The sequence below is a fragment of the Nocardia sp. NPDC046763 genome (genome assembly GCF_040645495.1).
In the GTDB taxonomy this organism is placed as follows: Bacteria; Actinomycetota; Actinomycetes; order Mycobacteriales; family Mycobacteriaceae; genus Nocardia.
In genome coordinates, this window is sequence record NZ_JBEYYI010000044.1 from 1 (window position 1) to 24,565 (window position 24,565).

Genomic DNA, 24,565 nt, shown 5'->3' on the forward strand with positions numbered 1-24,565 from the left:
CCGGAGCAGAAGGCCCAGCCGCCGTCCCTGGGACTGGGGCCGTTCCCGGTGAGCAGCACCGCACCGACGTCGGGGCTCATCCGGGCATGGTCGAGAGCGCGATACAACTCGTCGACGGTGTGCGGCCGGAAGGCATTGCGTACCTCGGGGCGATCGAAGGCGATCCGTACCGTGCCCTGCTCGATGTGCCGGTGGTACGTGATGTCGGTGAGGTTCTCGAATCCCGGGACGGGCCGCCACAGCGTCGCATTGAAGGTCACGGGAGTGAACATACTGTTCCGGTTCCCGGCGTGGTGCAGACCCACCGCAGTTCGGCGCGGGGTTTTGCGCGTCACCCCGGAGTGACGGCGGCGGAATTCGGCCATCCGGCAAGCACGCTGATTGTTAGCGGGCGGGGTTGTCCGAAGCTCGGTCGGATGCTTGCTATCGGTACGGAGAGAACTCCGACCGATCGGTAACCGAAAGTGAAACGCTGCCAATCGATTGCGGAGGGCTTACAGTGCTGTTGCTGCTGAGGCAGTAGCAGCGCATTGGCATCGTGTGTGCGGGGACACCGGTGCGTATAGTTGCGTGCGCTCGTTCATCGAAAATCTATCCGGAGGAACCTGAAAGTGGTTGCAGCACTGTCTGAATCCCTGCTCGATGACGCCAAGCGTCCGGCCTTCATCGCCGACGCGGAGAAGGTTCTTGACGAGGAGGTGTCGGACAAGGGCGGCGCGTCGGGCCTCGTCGTCAAGGGCGGCTACGCCGCGATCAAGAAGGTCAGCCCTTCGATCGTGAGTGACGCACTGGAGTCCTTCGCGCCCAAGTTCGTCGAGCAGCTGGAGCCGTTCTGGGCGGAGTACAAGAACGGTGGCGCCGGGTCGTTCGCCGATCTGCTGGTCTCCAAGCAGGACGAGGTGGCCGACGCGCTGCTGTCGGTGACCGACGCGCGGGCCGAGGCGTCCTCGCGCCCGGCACTGACCAAGGTCTACAACTCCATGCGCTCGTCGGCGAAGAAGCATGTCGCCGAGGCCCTTCCGCGCCTGGGTAACCTGGTCCAGAAGCACGCTGGTTAATCAAGAGCGACCGGTTCGCGGCCCGGCGAGGGGCCGCGAACAGTCATGGTCCGCGGCACTGCCGCACGTGGACAGCGAATGCCCGCCGAGGTGGTTCGGGGGCACTCGCCTTCTTCCGGCCCGTGAGCCGGTTCAGCCCTGGGACCTGCCCACCCGCCAATAGCCGGTGAAAGTGATGTCCGCCTTGGGGATTTCGCGCTCCTGCGCCAGCTGCCGCCGCACTCCCGCGGCCAGCTTCTGCTCGCCCGCGACGAAGGCATAGACGCCCGCACCGGGCAGGTCCGCCCCGCGCACGGCTTCCGCCGCCAGTGCGCCGATCTCGCCGTGCGGATCCGTGCGGACCAGCCAGTTCACCTGTACGCCTTCGGGTTCGCCCAGTTCCTGCCGGTCCTCGGCGGATGGAAGCTCGAGATACGCCGCGCCCCTGGCATCCCGCGGCAGCGACCGCAGCACACCCGCGATCCCGGGTAGCGCGCTCTCGTCACCCACCAGCAGTGTCCAATCGCTGTGGTCGGGAGCCTGATACGTGATGCCCTCGTCCAGCAGGCCGACCTGGCAGCCGGGCGTGGCGCTGTTCGCCCACACGGAGGCGGGGCTGTCGTCACCGTGTGAGACGAAATCGATGTCGATCTCGGCCGTGCTGCCGAACTCCCCGAAACCGGCCGCTCGGTAATTCCGCACCGTGTAGTTGCGCGCCAGCGGACGGTGTTCCTTGCCCATCATCAGGTACTGCGCGAACCAGCCGAGGTTGCTCGCGGAGGTGGGCAGGCGCAGGTTGCCGTCGCGTCCGGGCATGAACAGCCGGAACCACTGGTCGTAGCCCATTGCGGTGAATCCCGCCAGGCCCGGGCCGCCGAGGGTGACGCGGACGAAATGGGGGCTGATCCGTTTGCTGGCCAGAACCTCCGCGGTGAGGATCTCACGGTGCTCGGGCTTGACATGCTTGCTGCGCTTTGCCATTGGCTTAGGTTAGCAAACCCTAACTTGCTGGCGCGGGTGTGAGCGGGCCGACGCAGCACGGCAGGCCGCTGTCTGAGAGGCTGGAGGCGTGAATCCTTCGACAGCCCAGGCGCACGTCGTCGTCGACGAGCTCGCGCGCGGCGGAGTGCGGGATGTCGTCCTGTGCCCCGGATCTCGAAATGCGCCGCTGGCCTTCGCATTACAGGCGGCCGACCAGGCCGGGCGGATCCGGCTGCACATGCGCATCGACGAGCGTTCCGCGGGTTTCCTGGCCGTCGGCCTGGCTGCCGCCGGCGGCCGCGCGGTGCCTGTCGTCATGACCTCCGGCACCGCCGTGGCCAATCTGGGCCCGGCCGTCCTCGAGGCCAACTACGCCCGCATCCCGCTGATCGTGCTGAGCGCGAACCGCCCGTACGAGATGCTCGGCACCGGGGCGAACCAGACCGTCGAGCAGTTCGGCCTCTTCGGCAGCCAGGTGCGCGCCGCCATCAGCCTGGGGCTGGCCGAGACCGAGCCCGGCGACGATCAGTACTCGAAGCAGAACAGCGTGTGGCGCTCCGCGGTCTGCCGCGTGCTGGCCGCCGCCCGCGGCACCCGCTCCGGCAATGCCGGGCCGGTGCACTTCGACATTCCGCTGCGCGAACCGCTGGTGCCGGACCTGGCCGCCGGTGACCTGCTACCCCCGGGCCGGCAGGACGAAGAGCCCTGGACGGCAACGCAATACGCGACCCTCGATGTCCCGCTGGACATCGATCTGACCCCGGACACCGTGGTCATCTCCGGTCACGGCGCGGGCCATCGCCCCGAACTCGCGGCCCTGCCCACGGTCGCCGAACCCACCGCGCCCATGCACGGCCCGGCGCTGCATCCGCTGGCACTGCCGCTGCTGCGGCCCCGGCAGGCCATCATCACCGGCCGGCCCACGCTGCACCGGCAGGTGTCGCGGGTGCTGTCGGACCCGGAGATCACCGTGTATGCGCTGACCACCGGCCCGCGCTGGCCCGATGTGTCCGGCAATGTGGTGGGCACCGGCACCCGCGCGGTCACCCACGGCGCGCCGCGGACGGAGTGGCTGGAGCTGTGCCGGGATCTGAACGAGAAGGCCGTCACCGTGGTGCGCGCGGAGCTGGCCGGACACCCGAAGCCGACGGGTCTGCATGTCGCGGCCGTGGTGATGGACACCCTGCACGACGGCGACCAGTTGCTGCTCGGCGCCTCGAACCCGGTCCGCGACGCCGCGCTGGTCTCCCAGCCGCGGCCCGGCGTCCGGGTGCTGTCCAACCGCGGCGTGGCCGGCATCGACGGCACCGTCTCGGCGGCGGTCGGCGCGGCCCTCACCCATCCGGGCCGCACCGTCGCGCTCATGGGCGACCTCACCTTCCTGCACGACGCGTCCGGCCTGCTCATCGGCCCGGGCGAGCCGCGGCCGGAGGACCTCACCATCGTGGTCGCCAATGACGACGGCGGCGGCATCTTCGAACTGCTCGAGCAGGGCGACCCGCAGTACGCGGGTGTATTCGAGCGGGTCTTCGGCACCCCCCACGGCATGGATCTGGCCGCGCTGTGCGCCGCCTACCGGATTCCGCACCGGCAGGTCGATCCGGTGGAGCTGGCCGTCGAGCTGACCAGAAACGCGCACGGGATCCGCGTGCTGGAGGTCGCCACCGAGCGGTCGAGCCTGCGAGAGCTGCACGCGACGGTGCGGGCGGGCGTATCGAATTAGGTTGGACGCGAACGGCGCCGGTCAGTACCCGCCGCCGGCCTCGTCGTCGTAGTCGTCGTCCAGAGGCACGGGGATCGCCTGTTCGACGAGGTCCCCTTCGGAGGCGGTCCAGCCATTGTCGTCGGCGGGAAGCGATGTGATCTCGGAATCCGATTCCGGCGTCTCGGAGTTCACGTCGTCCGCCGGATAGGCGGGAGTGCTCTGCTCTACGTAGTCGGCCTCGGGCACTGCGTCGATGCGATCGATCATCGCTGGCTCCTCTCTGCCGAGGTGGGCGGGCCGTGCGGCCGGGCACCTTCGAGCATCCCCCTGTTCCACCCCGGTCGGCAACCGTCCGGCAGCACTCGCCCGGCCTCACTCGCCCGGCAATGCCGCGTCCTCGGCGGGGTATTCGACCAGGGCCAGCACCCGGCCCGCCATGAACCGGGCGGTGCGGACGGAGCTGCCGGTTCGCGTCACTTCGCTGACTTCCACGATTCCCCGCGCGATGCGGGTCTCGATGCGCCGGCCCGCTCTGGTGGCAATGATTTCGTAGTTCCGAGATCCGTCGCCGGTGTCGACGACGATCTCCACGCGATCACCTTTCATCTATCAATTCTCCTCCCTACCAGCGTCTTTCGCTGCTGATACCGGCTAACGAACCGGTTGCGACGTCGCGCTGCAAGCACATTCCGGGCCACCGCGATGAATTCCGCGGCCCCGCCCCGTCCTTATCGGTGACCGGGCCGCACCGGGTGGTTCGGCATGTCCCCGGGAGGAACCATGACAGCTCCGGCATTCGATCTGGAGGCCGCGGCGGGTGCGGTGGAGGCGGTCGTCGCCGCCATCTCCGAGGCCGACTTCGACCGCCGCACACCGTCCGAGATCACCGTGCGCGACATGCTCGTTCACGTGGTGGGCTTCACCGAGGCCTTCCGGCAGGGCGCCACCAAGGAGATGATCGGCCGCTCCCAGCCGCCGGCGCCCGGGGTCGGGACGCTGCCCGAGGATTGGCGCGACCGGATTTCCGTGCAACTGAAGGCCCTGGTGGCCGCCTGGCGCGAGCCGGTGGCCTGGTCCGGCGAGACCGAGGTGGGCGGGGTGCTCGGGCCCGCGCAGCAGATGGCCATGTTCGCCCTGGACGAGTTGGTGATCCACGGCTGGGATCTGGCCCGCGCGACCGGGCAGTCCTACGATCCGTCCCCGGCCGATCTGGCCGTGCTGCTCGGCATGCTGCGCGATACGCCCCGCGAGGGGATTCCGGGGCTCTTCGGTCCCGTCGTCGACATTCCCGCGGAGGCTCCGCTGTTCGATCGCGTTCTCGGACTGACGGGCCGCGATCCGTCCTGGAGCCGGGACTGATCCGCGCCTCGGGGACGCGGCCCGCGGGCGCGGCGAGGGGTGGCGCGCGCGGGCCTCAGGTCGCGGACGTCCGTGCGTCCCGGTGCGCGGATGTCGCTGCGCCGGAGGCGAATACGCCCTGTTCCGCGGCGAGTGCGGCGGCCGTCGCCGCCGTGCTGATCGCCGCCTCGTCGACCGGATCGCCGCTGACCAGCAGACGGTAGTAGAGCGGGGCCGAGACGGCGGAAAGCACTGCGCGCGGATCGGTTCCGGGTGGGACCTCGCCGCGCGCGACGGCCGCCTCGACGCAGGGGGACCATTCGGTCAGCCGGGTGTCGTAGAAGGCGCGCAGGGCCGCGGCGGCGGTGTCGTCGCTGGTGGCGGCGGCGATGACGGCCCGGAAGAGGCGTCCCTGCCGGGCATCGGTGAGCGTCTTCCCGACCAGCCGCGCATTGGCGAGCAGGTCCCCGCGCAGGCTGCCGGTATCGCTGCGGGGGAGTGAGGTTTCGGCCATGTCGGCCAGCAGGTCGGCGACCAGTCCCGCCGGGGTGCGCCAGCGGCGGTAGACGGTGGTCTTGCCGACCTCGGCGTGCGCGGCCACCTCGGCGAGATCGAGGGTGGCGAAGCCGCGTTCGGCGAGCAGGTCACCGGCGGCGCGCAGCACGGACTCGCGGATGCGGGCGGTGCGCCCGCCCGGGCGGACCGAGCCGGGGGTCGGGTCGGCATGGTCCGCCGTGGGCGTCTCGCTGCCCTCTGCGCGGGTGTCGCGGCTCATAACGGTTCTCCAGTTCCATTTGTGGCGAGACGAGTGTAGCGTCGACCAGGTTAATGAAACTACAGTTCCGTTAGGAGTGCGGTCATGGAATACCGTCGGCTCGGCGCCTCGGGTCTGCTGGTTCCGGCATTGAGCTTCGGTGCGGGCACCTTCGGCGGCCGCGGCGAACTCTTCTCCGCCTGGGGTGACACCGACGCCCGGCAGGCCCGTCGCCTGGTGGACATCGGCTTGGACGCGGGCATCACCCTGTTCGACACCGCCGACGTCTACTCCGACGGCGCCTCGGAAGAGGTGCTGGGCGAGGCGATCCGGGGCCGCCGCGATCAGCTGCTGCTCTCCACCAAGGCCTCGCTGCCCACCGGTCCCGGCCCGTCCGACGCCGGATCCGGTCGCGCCCGGCTGATCTCGGCGGTCGAGGGCTCACTGAGGCGGCTCGGCACCGATCGCCTCGACCTGTTCCAGCTGCACGCCTTCGACGCGGGCACGCCGGTCGAGGAGGTGCTGGCGGCGCTCGACGAGCTGGTGCGCTCCGGCAAGATCCGCTATGTCGGCGCCTCCAATTTCGCGGGCTGGCAGCTCATGAAATCCCTTGCCGCCGCGGACCGGTACGGCTTCCCGCGCTATGTCGCGCACCAGGTCTACTACTCGTTGGTCGGCCGTGATTACGAGTGGGAACTGATGCCGCTCGGCCTGGATCAGGGGGTGGGCGCGGTGGTCTGGAGCCCGCTCGGCTGGGGCCGTCTCACCGGCAGAATCCGTCGCGGACAACCGCTTCCGGCCGGCAGCCGCCTGCACACCACCGCCGAGGCGGGTCCGCCGGTGCGCGACGAACTGCTCTACGACGTCGTGGACGTCCTCGACGAGATCGCCGCCGAAACCGGCCGCACGGTCCCGCAGATCGCCCTGAACTGGTTGCTGCGCCGGCCGAGCGTGGCCACGGTCATCGTGGGCGCGCGCAATGAGGAACAGCTGCGCCAGAATCTCGGAGCGGTCGGCTGGAGTCTCGACGCCGACCAGCTCGCCCGGCTGGACAAGGCGAGCGCGGTGACCCCGCCCTATCCCTATTACCCGTACTACCGGCTCCCGGACTTCGCCCGGCTCAATCCGCCGGCGGTGTAAGGGTTCACGGGTTCGGGAAGAGTCCCTGCGCGAGCACCGGCCAGGAGGTCTTCAGGTCGTCCTGCCAGTAACCCCAGATGTGGGTGCCGCTGCTGCGGAACTCGAATGTCGCCGGAATATTCAGGGATTCCAGGCGTTTCTGCAGAATCGCCGTGGACAGTTCGCAATTCGCCTCGATGAGGGAGCCCAGTGCCACGGTCTTGGGAGTGTCCGCGGGCGCTTCCATCCGGCCGCGCGCACCGGGCATGTCGAAGGCGCCCGGAATGCCGTTGCCGGTGGAGATGAAAAGGTTGGTACCGCGCAGTTTCTCGGCATTGAGGGTGGGGTCGTTGGCCACCCACAGTGGTCCGCCCTCGGGGCCCCACATGTTCTCGACCTTGCCGCCGCCGTAGAGCTCGGTGACCATCTTGATGGCTTCCCGGGCCATCGGCGTGATGGTCTGGAAGAAGCCGCTGTACACGGCCGCGCTACGGAACAGCCCGGGATTGAAGATGACCGAATTCAGTACGGGCAGACCGGCCATCGAGATGCCGGCGATGGCATTGTTGCCACTGCTGGTCAGTGCGGCCGTCATCAATGGCGGCAATTCCTTGCCCAGGTAGGTCGACCATTTGTTGACCCCGAGCGCGCGGTCGGGCTGGAGCCAGTCGGTGTACCAGCTGAATCTGCCGCCGATGATCTGCACGACATTGATGTTCTTGTCGCTCAGGAAGTCCAGTGCGTCGGTGCGCAATTGCCAGGTGGCGGCGTCCTCGCCGCCGCCGGCGCCATTGAGGAGGTAGAGGGTGGGCCGCGGCTCGGAGGTGTCCGCCGGGCGCAGCACCTCGACTGGGAAGGTCTGGTTCATGGCGGCGGAGTAGACGGTGAAGGTGACGTGGCGGTCGTCGGTGACGGCCACGCTCTTGATGAAGGAGCCGTCGTCGGTCTTCATATCCGGGACCGAGACACCGGGTGCGGTGGGATCGTCCGCAACGGCGGGTATGGGGCCCGACAAGCCCAGTGCGGCGACGGTCGCGAGCACCGCCACCGTCAATCGTCCGGTGACTCGACTGATCCGACGGTTCAAGGCACCTGCCCTCAGCGTTCCTGGCAACCGCCCCGGTGACGGCCCGCCCATCCACATGAGCCTGGACAGGCGAGTTACAAATACCACAGTTTCACATTTGTGGAGGCCGGAATCGGCGGACCGATGCCGCGGCGGGCAACCGGATCAGTACACGTCGCGTACGTAGCGCTTCTCGGCCACCAGCTGCTTCTTGAATGCCAGCGCGCCGTCCTCGCCGAGCTTGCCGTGAATGCGGGCAATCTTCAGCAGGGTGTCGTCCACATCCTTGGCCATGCGCGCGGCGTCACCGCACACATAGAAATGACCGCCCTCGCGCAACCACGCCCACAATTCCGCGCCGTGCTCGATCATCCGGTGCTGCACATAGATCCGCTCGCGCTGATCCCGGGAGAACGCCAGATCCAGCCGGGTCAGGAATCCCGAACGGAACATGTCCTCGAGTTCGGCGCGGTAATAGAAATTGTCCTTGGCGTGCTGATCGCCGAAGAACAGCCAATTGCGCCCCCGGCAGCCGAGGGCACGGCGCTCCTGGAGGAAACCGCGGAACGGCGCGATACCGGTACCCGGACCGACCATGATCATCGGCGCGTTCGGATCCAGCGGCGGCCGGAAATGCGGCGCCCGCTGCAGGAAGATCGGCACCTCCGCGTGGGCGCGATCGGCCAGGAACGTCGAACTCACCCCGCCGCGCCGAGCCGCCGAACCGATGGCCGTCGGGTCGCCGTAGCGCACCACGCCGACCGTCAGCTGCACCTCGCGCGGACTCACCAGCGGACTCGACGAAATCGAATACTGGCGCGGCTGCAGCTTTTTCAGCGTGCCCAGCCACTCGACCAGATCGGCCCGCACCGGGAAATCGCGCAGCACGTCGACCGCCTGCCGATCCCACAGATACCCGTCCAGCTCATTGCGATTGTCCCGGCGCAGCAGCTTGGCCAGCCGCGGGCTGGCATTGTGCTCGGCCACGAACGACAGCAGATCCGTGCTCACCCGCGTGATGTCGTAGTGCGTCCGCAGCGCCTCGGCCAGCGCCACCTCACGGTCCTCGACCTCGATGAGCCGCCGTCCCTCCAGACCGGCCACCGCCAGCCACTCCGCCACCAGCGCTTCACAATTCGCGGGCCGCACCCCGAGCGAATCCCCGACCTCGTAGGTCGCCTCGGGATCACTCAGATCGAAACCGAACTGCCGTACCTCTTTTCCGGAACCGCCCCGGGAAAGCAGTTCATTGCGGACCAATTTCGCCAGCACCGGCGAATTCCGGGTGAAGGGCGTGGCGGCGGTCGCGCGTGTCCGCCGCCCCGGCGCGAGGCCGGTGATCGTGTCGGATCCGGCCCGCGGTGCGGTGGACCCCGGCGTGATCGCATCGGACCGGTGCGGCCGCGCCGACCCGGCCGCGCCGAGTTGGCCGTCACTGCCGATGGGGGTGGAATTCGGGCCGAAACCGGGGGAACCCCACCCCGGCGGCACGTCGCCAGGCCGGGCGGCCGAACCATCCGAATTCTGAGCACCCGCTGCGGGCCCGCCGAACCCGGTGACGCCGCCCGACCGGTCGAGATTGCTGCCGCGGCCCGGTGTGGTACCGGCTCCACCGGCGGAACGGTCGTCCGGTCCCGAACCAGCCGACGTGGCGGCGTGGTCCGCGACCCGGGCGAGGACGTCGGCCACGGCGTCGAACCAGGCCGCGGACAGGTCCTCGTGATCGGGTTCGCTGTCGACGCGCGGCAACAGGCGAGTGGCTCCGCGCTTCTCGAACAGTTCGTCCAGTTTGCGGCCGTGGCCACAGAAGTCGTCGTACGAGGAATCGCCCAGCGCGAAGACCGCGTACCGCATGCCGGTCAGCCGGATCGCGCTGTCGTTCAGGCGTTCCCAGAAGTCCGCGCCATTGTCGGGCGGTCCGCCGTCGCCGAAGGTGCTGCTGATGACCAGCACATCACCCGTCAGGTCGGACAGTTCGGCGGAATCCATGTCCAGCAGGCGCGGTGTGAATCCCGAATCGGCCAGATAGGTCGCCAGGGCGGCGGCCAGTTCCTCCGCCGTCCCGGTCTGCGACGCCCACAGCACGGTCACCGTGCGCGTCGCCGCGGTCGTGGCCGCACCCGTGGTGTCCGACGGGCTGCTGCCCGCTGCACCGTCGAGCGCCGGTGAGTAGTGCTGCGCCCCACGCGAATACATGCCGCCCAGCAGTCCGTCGATCCACACCCGGCTGCGCTCCGAGATCGGCGCGGTCTCGGGCAGCACCGGGACGCCACTGACCGGCAGGCTCTGCAGCGCCGCGAGATATCCACCGAGATAGATGCGCTCGGTCTCGGTCAGCGTCGGTGCGACACCGGTCTCCAACCCGAGCATGAGCGCCAGGGGATGCGGTCCGCTCGCGGTACCGGGGGCGACAACAGCCGACCAGTCGGGTTCCCCGAAGCCCGCGATGAACGGTGCGCCGAAACCCGCCGGCACCGAACCGGTGAGGGCGGAGCCACTACCCGCCCCGGCCGGATAGAGGTCCGCGAACAACGGGTCGGCGTGCGCGGCGCGGCGGCCGCCGGCATCGGCGACGCGGCCGGTCAGCCCGCCCTCGCTGCCGGTGCCACTGGGCACCGCCGCGGTCAGGGCCGCCACCTTCCGCAGCCGGACCGCGCAGGCCTTGAACTCGGGTTGCAGGGAGATCGGGTCGACCGCGTCGTTGGTGACGGCATTGATGGTCAGGTATTCGCCCTGCTCGTCGTTCCAGTGGAACGGGGCGAAGCAGGTGCCGGGGAGGACACGGTCGCTCACCTGGACGGGCAGCACGGCGCGGCCGCGGCGGGAGGTGATTTCGAGCTGGTCGCCCGTGTGCACCTCGAGGCGGGCGGCGTCCCCGGGGTGGATTTCCAGGAAGGGCTTGCCATTGAGCTTGGTCAGTTTCGCCACCTTCCCGGTTTTGGTCATGGTGTGCCACTGGTGTTGCAGGCGGCCGGTATTGAGCACGAAGGGGTGATCCTCGTCCGGCATCTCGTCGGGCAGCAGGTGCGGGCGCGCCCAGAACACGGCCTTTCGGCTGGGTGTGGCGAATGCCAGTCGCGGGGTGTGCCCGTGCGCGTCGGTGTGCAGGGTCTGGCTGACCCCGTCATTCAGGTAGCGAATCGGGTTGCGGCGCTGGGTCGGATCGGGGCACGGCCACTGCGCGGGCCCGGCCCGCAGCCCGTCGTAGTCGATGCCGCGCAGGTCGTAGCCGGTGGCCGGGTTGGCGAATCGCCGGATCTCGTCGAAGATCTCGGCGCTGGAGGCGTATTCGAACCCGGGGAAGCCGAGCGCCGTCGCGACCTGCGCGATGAGCTGCCAGTCCGGGCGCGCGTCGCCGATCGGTTCCACCGACTGCTGCAGCAGGGTCAGGTTGCGTTCCGAGCTCACCTGCACCCCGTCGGCCTCGGCCCACAGGGTGGCGGGCAGCAGCAGGTCGGCGTAGGCGTTGGTGGCGGTGTCGGTGAACACGTCCTGGGCGATCACCAGCTCGGCGGTCTCCAGACCGGCGATGACGGTGCGCCGATTCGCCATGGAGGCAACGGGATTGCTGCACATGATCCAGCAGGCTTTGATCTTCCCGTCGGCCAGTTCCCGGAACATCTCGATGGAGCCGGGCCCGGCCTCGGCGCGAATGGTGCCCGGCGCCAGCCCCCATTCGGCCTCCACGAAGGCCCGGTCGGCGTCGGCGAGCACGCTGCGCTGTCCCGGCAATCCCGGTCCCATGTAACCCATTTCGCGCCCGCCCATGGCATTGGGCTGCCCGGTGAGCGAGAAGGGGCCGCTGCCGGTGCGGCAGATGGCGCCGGTGGCCAGGTGCAGGTTGATGATGGCGTTACTGGCCCAGGTGCCGTGCGTGGACTGGTTGATCCCCATGGTCCACAGCGACATCCATTCGCCGGCCGCACCGATCCAGGCGGCGGCGGTGCGGATGTCGGCCTCGGGGATGCCGGTCTCCTCGGACACCATCGACGGGGTGTATGCGGCGAGGAACTCGGGCATGCCCGCCCAGTTCTCGGTGTGCTCGGCGATGAATTCGGCGTCGATGTCGCCGTTCTCGACCAGCAGGTGCAGCAGCCCGTTCAGCAGCGCGAGATCCGTGCCCGGCTTGATCTGGAGGAACAGGTCGGCGCGCGCCGCGGTGTCGGTGCGCCGCGGATCCACCACGATCAGCTTGGCGCCCGCCTTCAGCCGGTCGGCCATGCGCAGGAACAGGATGGGGTGGCAGTCGGCCATATTCGCGCCGATGACGAAGAACAGGTCGGCATGATCGAGGTCGTCGTAGGACCCGGGCGGCCCGTCCGCGCCCAGCGACAGCTTGTACCCGCTGGCCGCGCTGGCCATGCACAGCCGCGAGTTGGCCTCCATGTGCACGGTGCGCAGGTGGCCCTTGGCGAGCTTGGTGGCCAGGTACTGGGCCTCGATCGACAGCTGGCCGGACACGTAGAGGGCGATGGCGTCCGGTCCGTCTGTGTCGAGAATCACGCGAAGCCGCTGTGCGGCTTCGTGAATCGCCTCGTCGACGGGCATGGGCACCGGCGGCTGGCCGCGTTCGGGCCGGCGGTAGGCGGTCTCCATGCGGCCGGGCGCGGCCATCAGTTCGGCGTGCGTATTGCCCTTGGTGCACAGCCGCCCGGCATTCACCGGGTGGTCCTTGTCGCCCTTCACCTTGGCGATCACGGGCAGTCCGTGCGTCCCGGGCTTGGTTTCGACGGTGATGCCGCAGCCCACCCCGCAGTACGAGCACGCGGTCCGGGTACTCGTCGGGGGAGTGGGCTGTTCCGGCATGGTTCCGAGTTAAGCCACCCCGGGTTGCAGCGGATTTACCGAACGTTATCGCCAGATGACAATCCACCTCACAGCCGTTTTTCGTGACCGTGAGGCCCAGGTCGGGACGCTGCCGTGAGCAACGCCACAGGTCAGCGCTCCGGACTCGGTTTCGCTCAGCCCAGCTTGTACGCCCGGTGCAGGGCCACGGCCCCGCCCGAGAGATTGCGCCACTGCACCGAGGACCATCCGGCGTCGGCGATCCGCAGCGCCAGCTGCGGCTGGTTCGGCCACTCCCGAATCGACTCGGCCAGATACACATAGGCGTCCGGATTGCTGGAGACAGCGCGCGCCAGCGGCGGCAGCGCCCGCATCAGGTACTCCATGTAGATGGTCCGGAAGGGTTCCCAGGTCGGTGTGGAGAACTCGGCCACCACCAGCCGCCCGCCGGGCTTGGTGACGCGCAGCATCTCGCGCAGCGCCAGATCCGGGTCGGCCACATTGCGCAGGCCGTAGGCGATGGTCACCGCGTCGAAGGAGTCGTCGGCGAAGGGCAGTGCCATGGCATCGGCGGCGACCATGGGCACATTGCGGTGCCGTCCGGCCGACAGCATGCCCTGAGAGAAGTCCGCGGCCAGCACCCACGCGCCCGACTTGGCCAGGTCCAGGGTGGAGACGCCGGTCCCCGCCGCCAGATCCAGCACCCGCTCGCCGGGCCGCAGGCCCAGTGCCTTGCGCGTCACCCAGCGCCAATACCTGTCCTGGCCAACGGAGATCACCGAATTGGTCAGGTCGTACCGCTTGGCAACACCGTCGAACATGGATGCGACGTCGCGCGGCTGCTTGTCCAGCTGGGCCCGAAACGATGCTCTGTTAATTTTGCCCTCCGCTTCGCTCCGGGCGGGTTCGTGGCCCCGGAGGTCTCGATTCTTCCCTCCTCCGCTCCTCCGCTTCGCTCCCCGTCTCGCTCCAAGGCGCTGGCCTATGGAGCCGCAGTCCAGAATCGAGACGGGCCGCGAACCTGTGGGTGGTGGCCGGGTTCTTCTACCGCCGCAGCTTAGTTCGCAGTTTTGCTCGCAACGCGCCCAGCCACCGGGTCGGGGGCGAGCCGAGGAGCCACAGCACGGGGATGGCGACGGCCCAGGAGACCACGATGACCGACAGCGCCGGGATGATCGCAACACGCGCATCGCGACCCGCCACGCGTACGAGATCGGGATCACTGCGCCGGTATTCGACATTGATGCGTTCGCCGACGGTCAGTTTGGTGGGGTACAGCACCCCGGTCTTCGGATTGTGCGTCTCGCCGTCGGGCGTCACGAAGATGACCGCGGACCGCAGCGTGCCCGCCGAGAGGACTTCAGCGCTGGTCACGCCCTTGTCGGAGTTGATCAGGTGGTCGTCGCGCCAGGCCGCCAGCACCAGCAGCACAGCCAGGAAGCTGATGGTGGCCGCGGCGATCACGACCCCGATCCGAGCCCTCCGCAACCGAACCGCCCGCCGCTGTTCAGCGCTATGAGACTGGCTAGTTTCCGACACTTCAGCAGGCTATTCCATCGCTGGGCTACGGTCTTCGCCATGTCCCGAAAATTCAGCTTCACCGTGCAGTACAGCGTTCCGGTCGAAGAGCTTCACCGGGCACTGATCAATGACGAGATGTGGCAGGCCCGCTTCGCCGAGGCGACCACCGCCACACTCGAGCTCACCCACCCGGACGGCCCGGGCACCATCCGGATCCGCATGACCGAGAAGGTGTCCGAGGACCAGATTCCCGGCATCGTCAAGAAGGTTCTCAAGAGCGAGCTCATGCTCGAGCGCACCGACACCTGGGGCCCGCTCGCGGACGGCGTCGCCAAGGGCGGCTTCAGCGGCCGCTCGGGCGGCATCACCACCAATCTGGCGGGCGCGTTCGAATTGCGACCCATCGCCGGAGGCTCCGAGATCGAGGCCACCGGCACGGTGGACGTGAAAGTCCCGCTGGTCGGCGGGGCCATCGAACCGCTGGTCGAGAACCTGTTCAAGAAGATCATCCACAGCGAGCGCAAGTCCGTCGAATCCTGGTTCGCCGCGCAGGACGCCTGATCCCGGTAAACCGTGGATGCGGGGGTGGTCCCGCATCCACGAGAGGTGTTCGATTGCCCTCCGCTTCGCTCCCCCGCTCCGAGCGTGGGATGCGGAGCGCAGTCCAGACCGAGCCGGGCCGCGAACGTTCAGCGGTCATTATCGAGCGAACGTTCAGCGGTCATTCGAGAGGCGTCGTCCCTCGTCCGGCTCATTGTCGGTGCCTGGTTTACTGTGGGCCGAACTGGGCCGTGGCGGGGTCGAATTCGCGGGGTTCGACGAGGACCAGCCAGTTGCCGGAGTTGTCGCGGATGATGGCTTCGACGCCGTAGGGGCGTTCCGAAGGCGGCTGCACGAACTCCACGTTCTTGGCGGTGAGTTCTTCGAAGGCCTTCTGGCAGTTGTCGGTTCGCAGGCCCAGCGCGCCGTGCGTGCCGTTGGCCATGGACCGCCGGATGGCCTCGGCCAGATTGTCGTCCAGCGGGGGACCGGGGATCATCAGCGTGATCTCGAGCTCCGGATGGTTCGGGTGCACCACGGTCACCCAGCGGAAGCCGTTGTCGCCCATGGTCACATCGCTGGCTTCCACGAAACCCAGCTTCTCGATGTACCACTGCTTCGCGGCGGTCTGATCGATCACGTACACGGTCACGAGCGAGACATTGGTGATGGTCGTCATGCCTAGAGCCTATGGACGGCCGGCCCGCGCGGGCTTCTCCGAAATTGCGCGTTTCCGTGCCGGGCGGATTCGCGTCCCGATAGCCGAGTTCACACACTCGGAACCTCGGTGAGCCTGCCGTAACAGCCGCGCAATGGATCGGAAAGCCGAGATCAACATTCGGTGACCACCCTCGAATCGGAAAAAAGCTCGTGACGAGCCCGAACGAGGAGTGCCGGTGGTTCAAGTCGAAACACCCGCGGCCAATGCGGTCGCCGCGTCGAAAGAGACGCTGGAGGATTACACGCTGCGGTTCGCACCCCGCAGCTACCGCAAATGGAGTCCGGCGGTGGTCGGAGTCTCGGCGCTCGGCGGCATCGCCTACCTGGCCGACTTCTCGATCGGCGCGAACATCGGCATCGCCAACGGCACCGGCAACGCCCTGCTGGGCATCGGCATCTTCGCAATCGTGGTCATGCTCACCGGCTTCCCGCTGGCCTACTACGCGGCGCGCTACAACATCGACCTGGACCTGATCACCCGTGGCAGCGGCTTCGGTTACTACGGGTCGGTGGTGACGAACATCGTGTTCGCCTCCTTCACCTTCATCTTCTTCGCCCTCGAGGGCTCGATCATGGCGCAGGGCCTGAAACTCGGCCTGCACGTGCCGCTGCCGATCGGCTACCTGGTGTCCACGGTGATGATCTTCCCGCTGGTCATCTACGGCATGAACACCCTGGCCAAGCTGCAGGTGTGGACCACTCCGCTGTGGCTGATCCTGATGGTGCTGCCGTTCGGCTTCCTGCTGGTGCGCCACCCGGACTCGGTCGGCGCCTTCCTGTCCTACGGCGGCCAGGACGGCAAGGGCGTGAGCCTGTCCGGCGCGCTGCTGGCCGCCGGCGTCTGCCTCTCGCTCATCGCCCAGATCGCCGAGCAGATCGACTACCTGCGCTTCATGCCGCCCCGGACCCCGGAGAACGCCCGTAGGTGGTGGGGCTGGATGCTGCTGGCCGGACCCGGTTGGGTGCTCTTCGGCGCCATCAAGCAGGTGGTCGGCCTGTTCCTGGCGGTCTACCTGATCGCGAATCTGCCCGGCGCGCAGAACATCGCCAACCAGCCGGTGCACCAGTTCCTCGAGATCTACCGCGACATGATGCCGTCCTGGCTGGCCATGACCCTGGCCGTGGCGCTGGTCGTCATCAGCCAGATCAAGATCAATGTGACCAATGCGTATTCGGGTTCGCTGGCGTGGACCAACTCCTTCACTCGCGTCACCAAGACCTACCCGGGCCGCATCGTCTTCCTCGGCCTGAACCTGGCCATCGCGTTGATCCTGATGGAAGCCAACATGTTCGACTTCCTCAACAACATCCTCGGCTTCTACGCAAACTGCGGCATCGCCTGGATCGTCACCGTCGCAACGGATATCGCGATCAACAAGTACGTGCTGAAGATCTCGCCCAAGGAGCCGGAGTTCCGGCGCGGCATGCTCTACGACTTCAACCCGGTCGGCCTGGTCGGTTTCGGGCTGTCGGCGGTGCTGTCGATCATGACCTTCTTCGGCATCTTCGGCGAGACCCTGAAACCGTACTCGCCCATTGTGGCCGTGGTGGTTTCGTTCCTGGCGACCCCGCTGACCGCGATCCTCACCAAGGGCGAGTACTACCTGCGCCGCGACCACGACGGCATCGAGCTGCCCATGTTCGACGAGCACGGCAACCCGTCGGGGGAGACCCTCACCTGCGCCGTCACCGGCATGGAATTCGAGCGCCCCGACATGATCGCCTCGGCGGTCCCGGGACCCGAGGGCGAGATCCAGTACATCAGCTCGCTGGCGCTCTCGACGGACAAGACCGGCACTCATGTCCTGCCGTCGAAATAGCTGCTACACAGGCGGTTTCCGATCCGAGAGACCGTGCATGAAGATGTAGCAACCCGGGATATGGGGTGCGCCCTCGGCCGCGAATTTCGCTTGATACTCCGAGGGCGACATCCCCACCAGCTCGGTGAATTTGCTGCTGAACGACCCGAGACTGCTGTAGCCGACGAGCATGCAGGCCTCGGTCACCGTCACGTTGGTGGCGCGCAACAGATCCTGTGCCCGCTCGATCCGGCGCTCGGCCAGATACACCGCGGGCGTCTTGCCGTATGTCGCCGCGAAACATCGCAGGAAGTGAAACTTCGACACCCCCGCGGCCGCCGCCAGACTGTCCAGATCCAACGGCTCCGCGTAGTGCCGGTCGGCCAGATCCCGCGCTCGCCGCAGATGCGGCAGCAGCCCTTCGGGAACCGGCCGGGCGCTCACGAGAACGGCTGGATCTTGTCGATACGCAGAGAGGCCCGGCCCGCACCCCGCCACAGCCGGGCGGTCAGGTCCACGTCCTCGTCGGTGACCAGATTGCCCATCACCCGGACCGCGGTGCGCTGCAACAGCTTCGACCGCATCATCGGCGGCCCGCCCAGCGGCACCGTGCGCGGGTGGGTGGCCAGCCCCGCCAGCCGCCGCGCCACCGAATAGGTGCGGCCGTAGCGTTCCCGCAGCAGCTCCGGCCAGATATGGGTCAGATCGTGCTGGTCCAGGATTCCGGCGAGCATGTGCCCGCCCTCCAGACCGTAGTCGATGCCCTCGCCATTGAGCGGGTTCACGCATCCGGCCGCGTCGCCCACCAGCGCCCAGTTGCGCCCGGCCAGATTCGACACCGCGCCGCCCATGGGCAGCAGCGCCGACGCCACCGCCCGCGCCTCGCCCTCGAATCCCCACTCCGCGCGGCGTTCCGAAACATAGTGCTGCAGCAGTGGTTTCAAGGCGATATGCGACGGACGCTTTTCGGTGGCCAGCGAGCCGACGCCGATATTCACCTCGCCATTGCCGAGCGGGAAAACCCAGCCGTATCCGGGAATCAATTCCCCGTTCGCACTCCGCAATTCGAGATGTGAGGTGATCCACTCGTCGTCACTGCGCTCGGACTTGATGTAGGCGCGCGCCGCGGTCCCGTACGCGTACCGGCGATGCCAGGTGCGGCCCAGCAGTTTTCCGACGGGGGAGCGTACGCCGTCGGCGACGATGAGGATGTCGCACGACACCGCCCGCAGGCCGGCGTCGGTCTTGACGGTCACCCCGGTGACCCGGTCGCCCTCGCGGGCCACCTCCACCACTTTGACCCCGTCCACCATCCGCACGCCGGACTTGATCGCGGTCTCGCGCAGCTTGTCGTCGAGTTCGGTTCGCGGAACGGCGCTTCCATAGCTGGGGAACGACCCGTCCGGCCAGGGCAGCAGCGCCTCCCGCCCGAACCCGGCCATCCGCAGGCCGCGATTGACCGTGTGCGCCCGCACCCAGTCGCCCAGCCCGAGATGCTCGAGTTCGGCGGTGGCACGCGGGGTCAGCCCGTCACCGCAGGTCTTGTCGCGCGGGAACACCGCGGAATCGGTCAGCAGCACATCCCGGCCCATCCGCGCGGCCCAGGCGGCCGCCGCAGACCCGGCAGGCCCCGCCCCGACCACCAGGACCTCGGCGTGCGCCGGCAGAGCGGTGTCTGATTTGGCCTCCGTTTCGCTCCGGGCGGGTGCTGTGTCTAATTTGCCTCCGCTGCGCTCCGGCGGGTTCGCGGCCCTGGAGGTCTCGTTCTTCCCTCCCTCCGCTCCTCCGCTGCGCTCCCCCGCTCCGCTCAGTCCAGAACGAGACGGGCCGCGAACCTGCAGGCGCGGCATACTCGGGTCGTCATCCGGTGAGCGCATGGCGTCAATACTTGCAGCACATCACAATCGCTGTCGACGCGGTCCGCCTCCACCGCGGATCCCCCAACACGGACTGACTGCCCGAACAAGATCCGCCCAAAGGTTCGCGGCCGTCTCGATTCTGGACCGCGGCTGGAATAGACCTCCGCCTTGGAGCGGGGGAGCGAAGCGGAGGAGCGGAGGAGGGAAGAATCGAGACTTCAGGTCCGCGAACCTCGCCCGGAGCGAAGCGGAGGGCAATCGAACACAGTGTTTCGTGCGTCGCACTACGGTGGTGTCCATAGGGGGTGATCGGTCCACACGCTAGGTTCTTTGGCGTGGGGTCGGACGCGGCACTGGGAGATGAAATGAGCGCATCAGCTGTGAGCGAGGAGAGCACCGTGGTCGCGGGGGTGGATCTGGGCGATCCCGAGCTCGCGGCGACCGTGCGCAAGGGCCTGATCGAGGTCGAGGATCTGCTGATCACCGAGCTGTCCGACGGCGAGGAGTTCCTGCAGGAAGCGGCGCTGCATCTGGCCAAGGCCGGCGGTAAGCGGTTCCGTCCCCTGTTCACCATCCTGACCGGTCAGCTGGGCCCCGACCCGACCAGCCCCGACCTGGTCACCGCCGGCACCGTGGTGGAGCTCGTGCACCTGGCCACCCTGTACCACGACGACGTCATGGACGAGGCGTCCATGCGCCGCGGCGCGCCCAGCGTGAACTCGCGCTGGGGCAACAGCGTCGCCATCCTGGCCGGCGACTACCTGTTCGCCCACGCGTCGCGACTGGTCTCCACCCTCGGCCCGGACGCGGTCCGCATCATTGCCGAGACCTTCGCCGAGCTGGTCACCGGCCAGATGCGCGAGACCATCGGCGCCCGGCAGTCCCAGGACCCGGTCGAGCACTACCTGCGCGTGGTCTGGGAGAAGACCGGTTCGCTGATCGCCGCCGCCGGCCGTTTCGGCGGCACCTTCTCCGGCGCGGATCGCGACCACGTGGAGCGGCTGGCCCGCCTCGGCGACGCCGTGGGCACGGCCTTCCAGATCGCCGACGACATCATCGACATCTCCTCGGTGTCCGAGCAGTCCGGCAAGACCCCCGGCACCGACCTGCGCGAGGGCGTCCACACCCTGCCGGTCCTCTACGCCCTGCGCGACGAGGGCGCCGAGGGCGACCGCCTGCGCAAGCTGCTGGCCCGCCCGCTGGAGACCGACGCCGAGGTCGACGAGGCCCTGTACCTGCTGTCCCGCTCCCGCGGCCTGGTGCTGGCCAAGGAGAAGCTGCACGGCTACGCCGACATCGCCCACGCCGAACTTTCGGCTCTCCCCGCCGGCCCGGCCAACGAGGCCCTCGAGCACCTGGTCCGCTACACCATCGAACGCGTCGGCTGATCCGAAACCCATCAGTCGAACAACTGGGAACTTCAACGCGGCTCGAGATCGTTGACCTGGTGTAACGGAACGACTGATTTGGTGAGGATCCGGGTAACTCACCGGGTACGCCCAGAACTGGTTCGGTGCCCAGCGTGAGTCCGGTTGCCAAGTCTCCGGGCACCCAACTGCCGGCAAAAGTCGCGGAGAGGCGGGTAAGCATGCATGGGCACGGGTATGCGAACGGGTTGAAGACGTTCGGGCTGCTGGTAGGGATGTCGGCGCTGATCGTGTTCGCGGGAGCGATGTTCCGCAATCCCACGATCCTGATCCTGTCGATCGTGCTGGCCCTGGGCATGAACGCCTACGCCTACTTCAACAGCGACAAGCTGGCGTTGAAGGCCATGCACGCGCAGCCGGTGACGGAGCTGGAAGCCCCGGCCATGTATCGCATCGTGCGCGAGTTGGCCACGGCCGCACGGCAACCCATGCCGCGCCTCTACATCAGCCCCACCAATGCGCCGAATGCCTTTGCCACCGGCCGCAATCCGCGCAATGCCGCGGTCTGCTGCACTACCGGCATCCTGCAGCTCCTCGACGAGCGGGAACTGCGCGCGGTGCTGGGGCACGAACTGTCGCACGTCTACAACCGCGACATCCTGATCTCGTCGGTGGCCGGCGCGCTCGCCTCGGTCATTTCCGGCCTGGCGAACCTGGCCTTCTTCGCGGGCGCCTTCGGCGGCAGCCGGGACGGCGAGGGCCCGAATATCATTGGCATCCTGCTGGTTTCGCTGCTGGGCCCGATCGCGGCCTCGCTCATCAAACTCGCCGTCTCCCGCTCCCGGGAGTACCAGGCCGACCAGGACGGCGCCGAACTCACCGGCGACCCGCTGGCCCTCGCGTCGGCCCTGCGCAAGCTGGAACGCGGCACCCAGGCCGCCCCGCTGCCCCCCGAACCCCAGCTGACCGCTCAGTCGCACCTGATGATCGCCAACCCGTTCCGCAACGGCGATCGGATGGCCCGCTGGTTCTCCACCCACCCCCCGATGGCGGACCGTATCGCCCGCCTCGAGGAGATGGCTGGTGGAAACCGCAATTACTAGCGGTAGTTCACGAACTGCAGGGCGATATCGAAGTCGCCGCCCTTCAGCAGCGAGATGACCGCCTGCAGATCGTCGCGGCTCTTGCTGCTGACCCGCAGTTCCTCGCCCTGGATCTGCGCCTTGACGCCCTTGGGGCCTTCGTCGCGGATCTTCTTGGCGATCTTCTTCGCATTCTCCGTGGTGATGCCCTGCACCAGGGTTCCTGTGATCTTGTACACCTTGCCGGAGGCCTGCGGATCACCCGCGTCGAACGCCTTGAGTGAGATGTCGCGGCGAATCAGCTTCTCCTTGAACACATCCAGGGCGGCCTTGACGCGATCCTCCGACTCGGCGCTGAGGATGATCTTCTCCTCGCCCGACCATTCGATGCTCGCACCGGTGCCCCGGAAGTCGTAGCGCTGGCTCAGCTCCTTGGCGGCCTGGTTCAGGGCGTTGTCCACCTCCTGGCGATCGATCTTGCTGACGACATCGAACGACGAATCCGCCACACTCTTCTCCTGTCCGAGACTCGGATATTCGGGATGTTCCACGCCGACGCTAGCCCCTTCGGCATGGCTGTATCCAGCCGGTTTGCATTCCGGGCGTGGGTTCGTTGTATTCTGCTGGAGCGCTGCAAGGCGTACCCCGGCGGATTGCCCGAGCGGCCAAAGGGAGCTGACTGTAAATCAGCCGCGTAATGCTTCGGAGGTTCAAATCCTTCATCCGCCACCAGAGAGCCCCGTGGATAAGAGTCCACGGGGCTCTTTTTTGGCCTCCGCTTCGCTTCGGCGGGTTCGCGGCCCTGCAAGCTCGATTCTTCCCTCCTCCGCTCCTCCGCTTCGCTCCCCCGCTCCGTCAGTCCAGAATCGAGCCGGGCCGCGAACGTTTGGGTGGCCGCTCCGTCCGCTTCGCTCCCGCGCTTCGTCGGTCCGGAATTGAGCCGGGCTGCGAACCTTTGGGTGGCTCAAAACTGCTCTGACCACACGGTTTGGATAGTCGGCGAGGATGTGTGTAATCTCGTTCAAGTCGTCAGCGCCCCGGCCGAGACCGGAGCAAGACAGACACGCCCCCTTAGCTCAGTCGGCAGAGCGTTTCCATGGTAAGGAAAAGGTCAACGGTTCGATTCCGTTAGGGGGCTCGCCGGATTGCCGGTGGTGACCGACTCGGCGTCTCGTTGCAGGACCCGGGACCTTCCCGCCGTCAGTACCGACAACAGATGGCGGTGTAGCTCAGTCGGTAGAGCAAACGACTCATAATCGTTGTGTCGCCGGTTCAAGTCCGGCCATCGCTACATACTGATATCCCAATCAGGCTGACCGGAAAGAAGGCAATCGTGGCCGCGAAGTCCACTGATATCCGGCCAAAGATCACCTTGGCCTGCGAGCAGTGCAAGCACCGCAACTACATCACCAAGAAGAACCGGCGCAACGACCCGGACCGCCTCGAGCTGAAGAAATTCTGCCCGAACTGCGGTACCCACCGGGCGCACCGAGAGTCTCGCTAACTTAAACCCGCGCGATCTACCGCGTGGATGACAGTGCCGGATCGGCAGGTCACTTAGTCTCTTAGAAAGAGACAGTGGCGCCGGTCCGGCATTTGGCGTATATAGCGGTGGTTCAGCGCTCTCGCCCGATCCCGTTCCGGGGATCAGATAGGGACTTCCTGCCGTGACGAGCAACATCGACATTGACACCGAGGCCGACATGGTCGATTCCAGCGAGGTCTTCGACCCCGCCGCACACGCTGCCGCCATGGTCGGCCACCACTACCGCGTCGACGACTACTACGAGGTCGGTCGCGAGAAGGTGCGTGAGTACGCCCGCGCGGTGCAGGACTACCACCCGGTCCACTGGGACGAGGACATCGCCAAGAGCCACGGTCACGACGGGCTGGTCGCCCCCCTCACCTTCATCTCGCTGGTCGGAATCCTGGCCCAGCGCAGGCTCTTCGAGCAGATCATCACCGGCTACGACCTGAGCCAGATCATGCAGACCGATCAGATCCTGGAGTTCCACCGGCCCATCCGGGCCGGCGACCAGCTGTCCTGCATCGTCTACCTGCACTCCTTCCGGCAGGCCTTCGGCGGCGACATCATCGTCACCCGCAACGATGTGGTCGCCCAGAACGACGAGCTGGTCCTCACCACCTACACCACCCTCATCGGCCGCAGCGGCGGTGACATCGATCCCAATATGGGTGCCGCCGTACGCAACGTGCTCATGCACGGCGTCGGCCCGGAGGAGCGTCCGGAGCACCACCCGCGCACCGCCGACGTGCCGCCGCCCCCGCCGCCGGCCGAGATCGCGACCACCGGCACGATCGTCGCGAGCAAGCACGTCCGCCGCTTCGAGGATGTGACCGTCGGCGCCGAACTGCCCGCGCGCGTGGTTCGTCTCACCCGCGGTGATCTGGTGAACTACGCCGGCGTCTCCGGCGACGCCAACCCGATCCACTGGAGCGACGATGTCGTGAAGCTGGTCGGCCTGGAAAACGTTGTGGCGCACGGCATGCTGACCATGGGCCTGGGCGGCGGCTTCGTCACCTCGTGGCTCGGCGACCCGGGCGCGGTCAAGGAGTACAACGTCCGCTTCACCAGCCCCGTCTACGTCCCGATCGACCGTCCCGCGGAGATCGAGTACACCGGCAAGGTCAAGTCCGTAGACCCGGAGACCCGCACCGCCGTCGTCGCCATCGTGGCGAAGTCGGAGGGGCGCAAGATCTTCGGCCGCGCCACCGCAACGGTGCAGCTGGCCTGACTCTCGACCCGAGGTACGCTGCGACACCCCGATTGGCGGTCGCCACGCGGGGTAACGTACACTCGGGAATCTGGGGTCACCAGCCGATGCGCGCTGCTCCGAGGAGCGGCGCGCGTGTTGTGTGAAAACCCGTGTA

At 67.6% G+C, this 24,565-nt stretch carries 23 protein-coding genes and 3 tRNA genes; 13 read left to right on the forward strand and 13 right to left on the reverse strand.

Going from position 1 to position 24,565, the window contains the following annotated elements; all coding sequences use genetic code 11:
* A partial coding sequence (locus ABZ909_RS40700; protein WP_357011254.1) for an enoyl-CoA hydratase-related protein occupies positions 1-260 on the reverse strand: 260 nt, incomplete at its 3' end.
* A gap of 351 nt (positions 261-611) precedes the next feature.
* Here ABZ909_RS40700 and ABZ909_RS40705 point away from each other — a divergent pair.
* Complete coding sequence (locus ABZ909_RS40705; protein ID WP_357011256.1) at positions 612-1,058, forward strand: hypothetical protein; 447 nt, start codon at positions 612-614, stop codon at positions 1,056-1,058.
* A gap of 132 nt (positions 1,059-1,190) precedes the next feature.
* On the opposite strand, the gene ABZ909_RS40710 is transcribed toward ABZ909_RS40705, so the two are convergent.
* Positions 1,191-2,018, reverse strand: coding sequence for a siderophore-interacting protein (locus ABZ909_RS40710; RefSeq protein ID WP_357011258.1), 828 nt, complete (start codon positions 2,016-2,018; stop codon positions 1,191-1,193).
* Positions 2,019-2,106: 88 nt separating this feature from the next.
* Between ABZ909_RS40710 and menD the strand changes: the two genes are divergently transcribed.
* Positions 2,107-3,741, forward strand: a complete 1,635-nt coding sequence (gene menD / locus ABZ909_RS40715) for a 2-succinyl-5-enolpyruvyl-6-hydroxy-3-cyclohexene-1-carboxylic-acid synthase (protein WP_357011260.1) — start codon at positions 2,107-2,109, stop codon at positions 3,739-3,741.
* Between the two features lie 21 nt (positions 3,742-3,762).
* Here the strand turns inward: menD and ABZ909_RS40720 are convergent, their stop codons facing one another.
* The gene (locus ABZ909_RS40720) at positions 3,763-3,990 is read right to left on the reverse strand and encodes a hypothetical protein (protein ID WP_357011262.1); all 228 of its coding nucleotides are present in this window, start codon (positions 3,988-3,990) and stop codon (positions 3,763-3,765) included.
* Positions 3,991-4,095: 105 nt separating this feature from the next.
* Positions 4,096-4,314: a hypothetical protein gene (locus tag ABZ909_RS40725; protein WP_357011264.1), complete on the reverse strand. Its 219-nt coding sequence runs from the start codon at positions 4,312-4,314 to the stop codon at positions 4,096-4,098.
* Between the two features lie 189 nt (positions 4,315-4,503).
* Between ABZ909_RS40725 and ABZ909_RS40730 the strand changes: the two genes are divergently transcribed.
* A complete protein-coding gene (locus ABZ909_RS40730; RefSeq protein WP_357011266.1) occupies positions 4,504-5,082 on the forward strand; it encodes a TIGR03086 family metal-binding protein in 579 nt (192 codons plus the stop codon).
* A 55-nt stretch (positions 5,083-5,137) separates the two neighbouring features.
* On the opposite strand, the gene ABZ909_RS40735 is transcribed toward ABZ909_RS40730, so the two are convergent.
* Complete coding sequence (locus ABZ909_RS40735; RefSeq protein ID WP_357011268.1) at positions 5,138-5,836, reverse strand: TetR/AcrR family transcriptional regulator; 699 nt, start codon at positions 5,834-5,836, stop codon at positions 5,138-5,140.
* A gap of 84 nt (positions 5,837-5,920) precedes the next feature.
* Between ABZ909_RS40735 and ABZ909_RS40740 the strand changes: the two genes are divergently transcribed.
* Positions 5,921-6,955, forward strand: a complete 1,035-nt coding sequence (locus tag ABZ909_RS40740) for an aldo/keto reductase (RefSeq protein WP_357011270.1) — start codon at positions 5,921-5,923, stop codon at positions 6,953-6,955.
* Positions 6,956-6,959: 4 nt separating this feature from the next.
* On the opposite strand, the gene ABZ909_RS40745 is transcribed toward ABZ909_RS40740, so the two are convergent.
* The 4 genes from ABZ909_RS40745 to ABZ909_RS40760 all read right to left on the reverse strand — a co-directional run bounded on the left by ABZ909_RS40745 (position 6,960) and on the right by ABZ909_RS40760 (position 14,273).
* Complete coding sequence (locus ABZ909_RS40745) at positions 6,960-7,982, reverse strand: alpha/beta hydrolase family protein (RefSeq protein ID WP_357011272.1); 1,023 nt, start codon at positions 7,980-7,982, stop codon at positions 6,960-6,962.
* A gap of 183 nt (positions 7,983-8,165) precedes the next feature.
* Positions 8,166-12,806 (reverse strand): molybdopterin-dependent oxidoreductase, encoded by a 4,641-nt coding sequence (locus ABZ909_RS40750; protein WP_357011274.1) that lies wholly within the window; start codon positions 12,804-12,806, stop codon positions 8,166-8,168.
* A 155-nt stretch (positions 12,807-12,961) separates the two neighbouring features.
* A complete protein-coding gene (locus tag ABZ909_RS40755) occupies positions 12,962-13,663 on the reverse strand; it encodes a demethylmenaquinone methyltransferase (RefSeq protein WP_357011318.1) in 702 nt (233 codons plus the stop codon).
* Between the two features lie 166 nt (positions 13,664-13,829).
* Positions 13,830-14,273: a DUF3592 domain-containing protein gene (locus ABZ909_RS40760; RefSeq protein ID WP_357011320.1), complete on the reverse strand. Its 444-nt coding sequence runs from the start codon at positions 14,271-14,273 to the stop codon at positions 13,830-13,832.
* 90 nt (positions 14,274-14,363) lie between these two features.
* Between ABZ909_RS40760 and ABZ909_RS40765 the strand changes: the two genes are divergently transcribed.
* On the forward strand, positions 14,364-14,867 hold the full coding sequence (locus ABZ909_RS40765) for a DUF2505 domain-containing protein (protein WP_357011275.1): 504 nt from the start codon (positions 14,364-14,366) through the stop codon (positions 14,865-14,867).
* A 208-nt stretch (positions 14,868-15,075) separates the two neighbouring features.
* Here the strand turns inward: ABZ909_RS40765 and ABZ909_RS40770 are convergent, their stop codons facing one another.
* On the reverse strand, positions 15,076-15,525 hold the full coding sequence (locus ABZ909_RS40770) for a VOC family protein (protein WP_357011277.1): 450 nt from the start codon (positions 15,523-15,525) through the stop codon (positions 15,076-15,078).
* Positions 15,526-15,742: 217 nt separating this feature from the next.
* Here ABZ909_RS40770 and ABZ909_RS40775 point away from each other — a divergent pair, with 217 nt between their 5' ends.
* The gene (locus tag ABZ909_RS40775; RefSeq protein ID WP_357011279.1) at positions 15,743-17,386 is read left to right on the forward strand and encodes a hypothetical protein; all 1,644 of its coding nucleotides are present in this window, start codon (positions 15,743-15,745) and stop codon (positions 17,384-17,386) included.
* A gap of 3 nt (positions 17,387-17,389) precedes the next feature.
* Here the strand turns inward: ABZ909_RS40775 and ABZ909_RS40780 are convergent, their stop codons facing one another.
* The gene (locus ABZ909_RS40780) at positions 17,390-17,809 is read right to left on the reverse strand and encodes an AraC family transcriptional regulator (RefSeq protein WP_357011281.1); all 420 of its coding nucleotides are present in this window, start codon (positions 17,807-17,809) and stop codon (positions 17,390-17,392) included.
* Positions 17,806-19,032 carry a geranylgeranyl reductase family protein gene (locus tag ABZ909_RS40785; RefSeq protein WP_357011322.1) on the reverse strand — a complete coding sequence of 409 codons (1,227 nt, stop codon included), beginning with the start codon at positions 19,030-19,032 and terminating at the stop codon, positions 17,806-17,808. The genes ABZ909_RS40780 and ABZ909_RS40785 overlap by 4 nt, the downstream gene beginning before the upstream one ends.
* 557 nt (positions 19,033-19,589) lie before the next feature.
* Between ABZ909_RS40785 and ABZ909_RS40790 the strand changes: the two genes are divergently transcribed.
* Both ABZ909_RS40790 and htpX read left to right on the forward strand, forming a co-directional pair.
* The gene (locus ABZ909_RS40790; RefSeq protein ID WP_357011283.1) at positions 19,590-20,612 is read left to right on the forward strand and encodes a polyprenyl synthetase family protein; all 1,023 of its coding nucleotides are present in this window, start codon (positions 19,590-19,592) and stop codon (positions 20,610-20,612) included.
* 200 nt (positions 20,613-20,812) lie between these two features.
* Positions 20,813-21,694, forward strand: a complete 882-nt coding sequence (gene htpX, locus ABZ909_RS40795; protein WP_357011285.1) for a zinc metalloprotease HtpX — start codon at positions 20,813-20,815, stop codon at positions 21,692-21,694.
* Here the strand turns inward: htpX and ABZ909_RS40800 are convergent.
* A complete protein-coding gene (locus tag ABZ909_RS40800) occupies positions 21,691-22,182 on the reverse strand; it encodes a YajQ family cyclic di-GMP-binding protein (RefSeq protein ID WP_354850771.1) in 492 nt (163 codons plus the stop codon). The two genes, htpX and ABZ909_RS40800, sit on opposite strands and share 4 nt — an antisense overlap.
* A gap of 138 nt (positions 22,183-22,320) precedes the next feature.
* Between ABZ909_RS40800 and ABZ909_RS40805 the strand changes: the two genes are divergently transcribed.
* The 5 genes from ABZ909_RS40805 to ABZ909_RS40825 all read left to right on the forward strand — a co-directional run bounded on the left by ABZ909_RS40805 (position 22,321) and on the right by ABZ909_RS40825 (position 24,429).
* Positions 22,321-22,405 (forward strand) — tRNA-Tyr (locus tag ABZ909_RS40805).
* 333 nt (positions 22,406-22,738) lie between these two features.
* Positions 22,739-22,811 (forward strand) — tRNA-Thr (locus tag ABZ909_RS40810).
* An 80-nt stretch (positions 22,812-22,891) separates the two neighbouring features.
* Positions 22,892-22,964 (forward strand) — tRNA-Met (locus ABZ909_RS40815).
* 42 nt (positions 22,965-23,006) lie between these two features.
* A complete protein-coding gene (gene rpmG / locus ABZ909_RS40820; RefSeq protein ID WP_029925945.1) occupies positions 23,007-23,177 on the forward strand; it encodes a 50S ribosomal protein L33 in 171 nt (56 codons plus the stop codon).
* A gap of 199 nt (positions 23,178-23,376) precedes the next feature.
* Entirely contained in the window at positions 23,377-24,429 is a 1,053-nt protein-coding gene (locus tag ABZ909_RS40825) for a fused (3R)-hydroxyacyl-ACP dehydratase subunits HadA/HadB (protein WP_357011324.1), read from the forward strand.
* Positions 24,430-24,565: the final 136 nt, after the last annotated feature.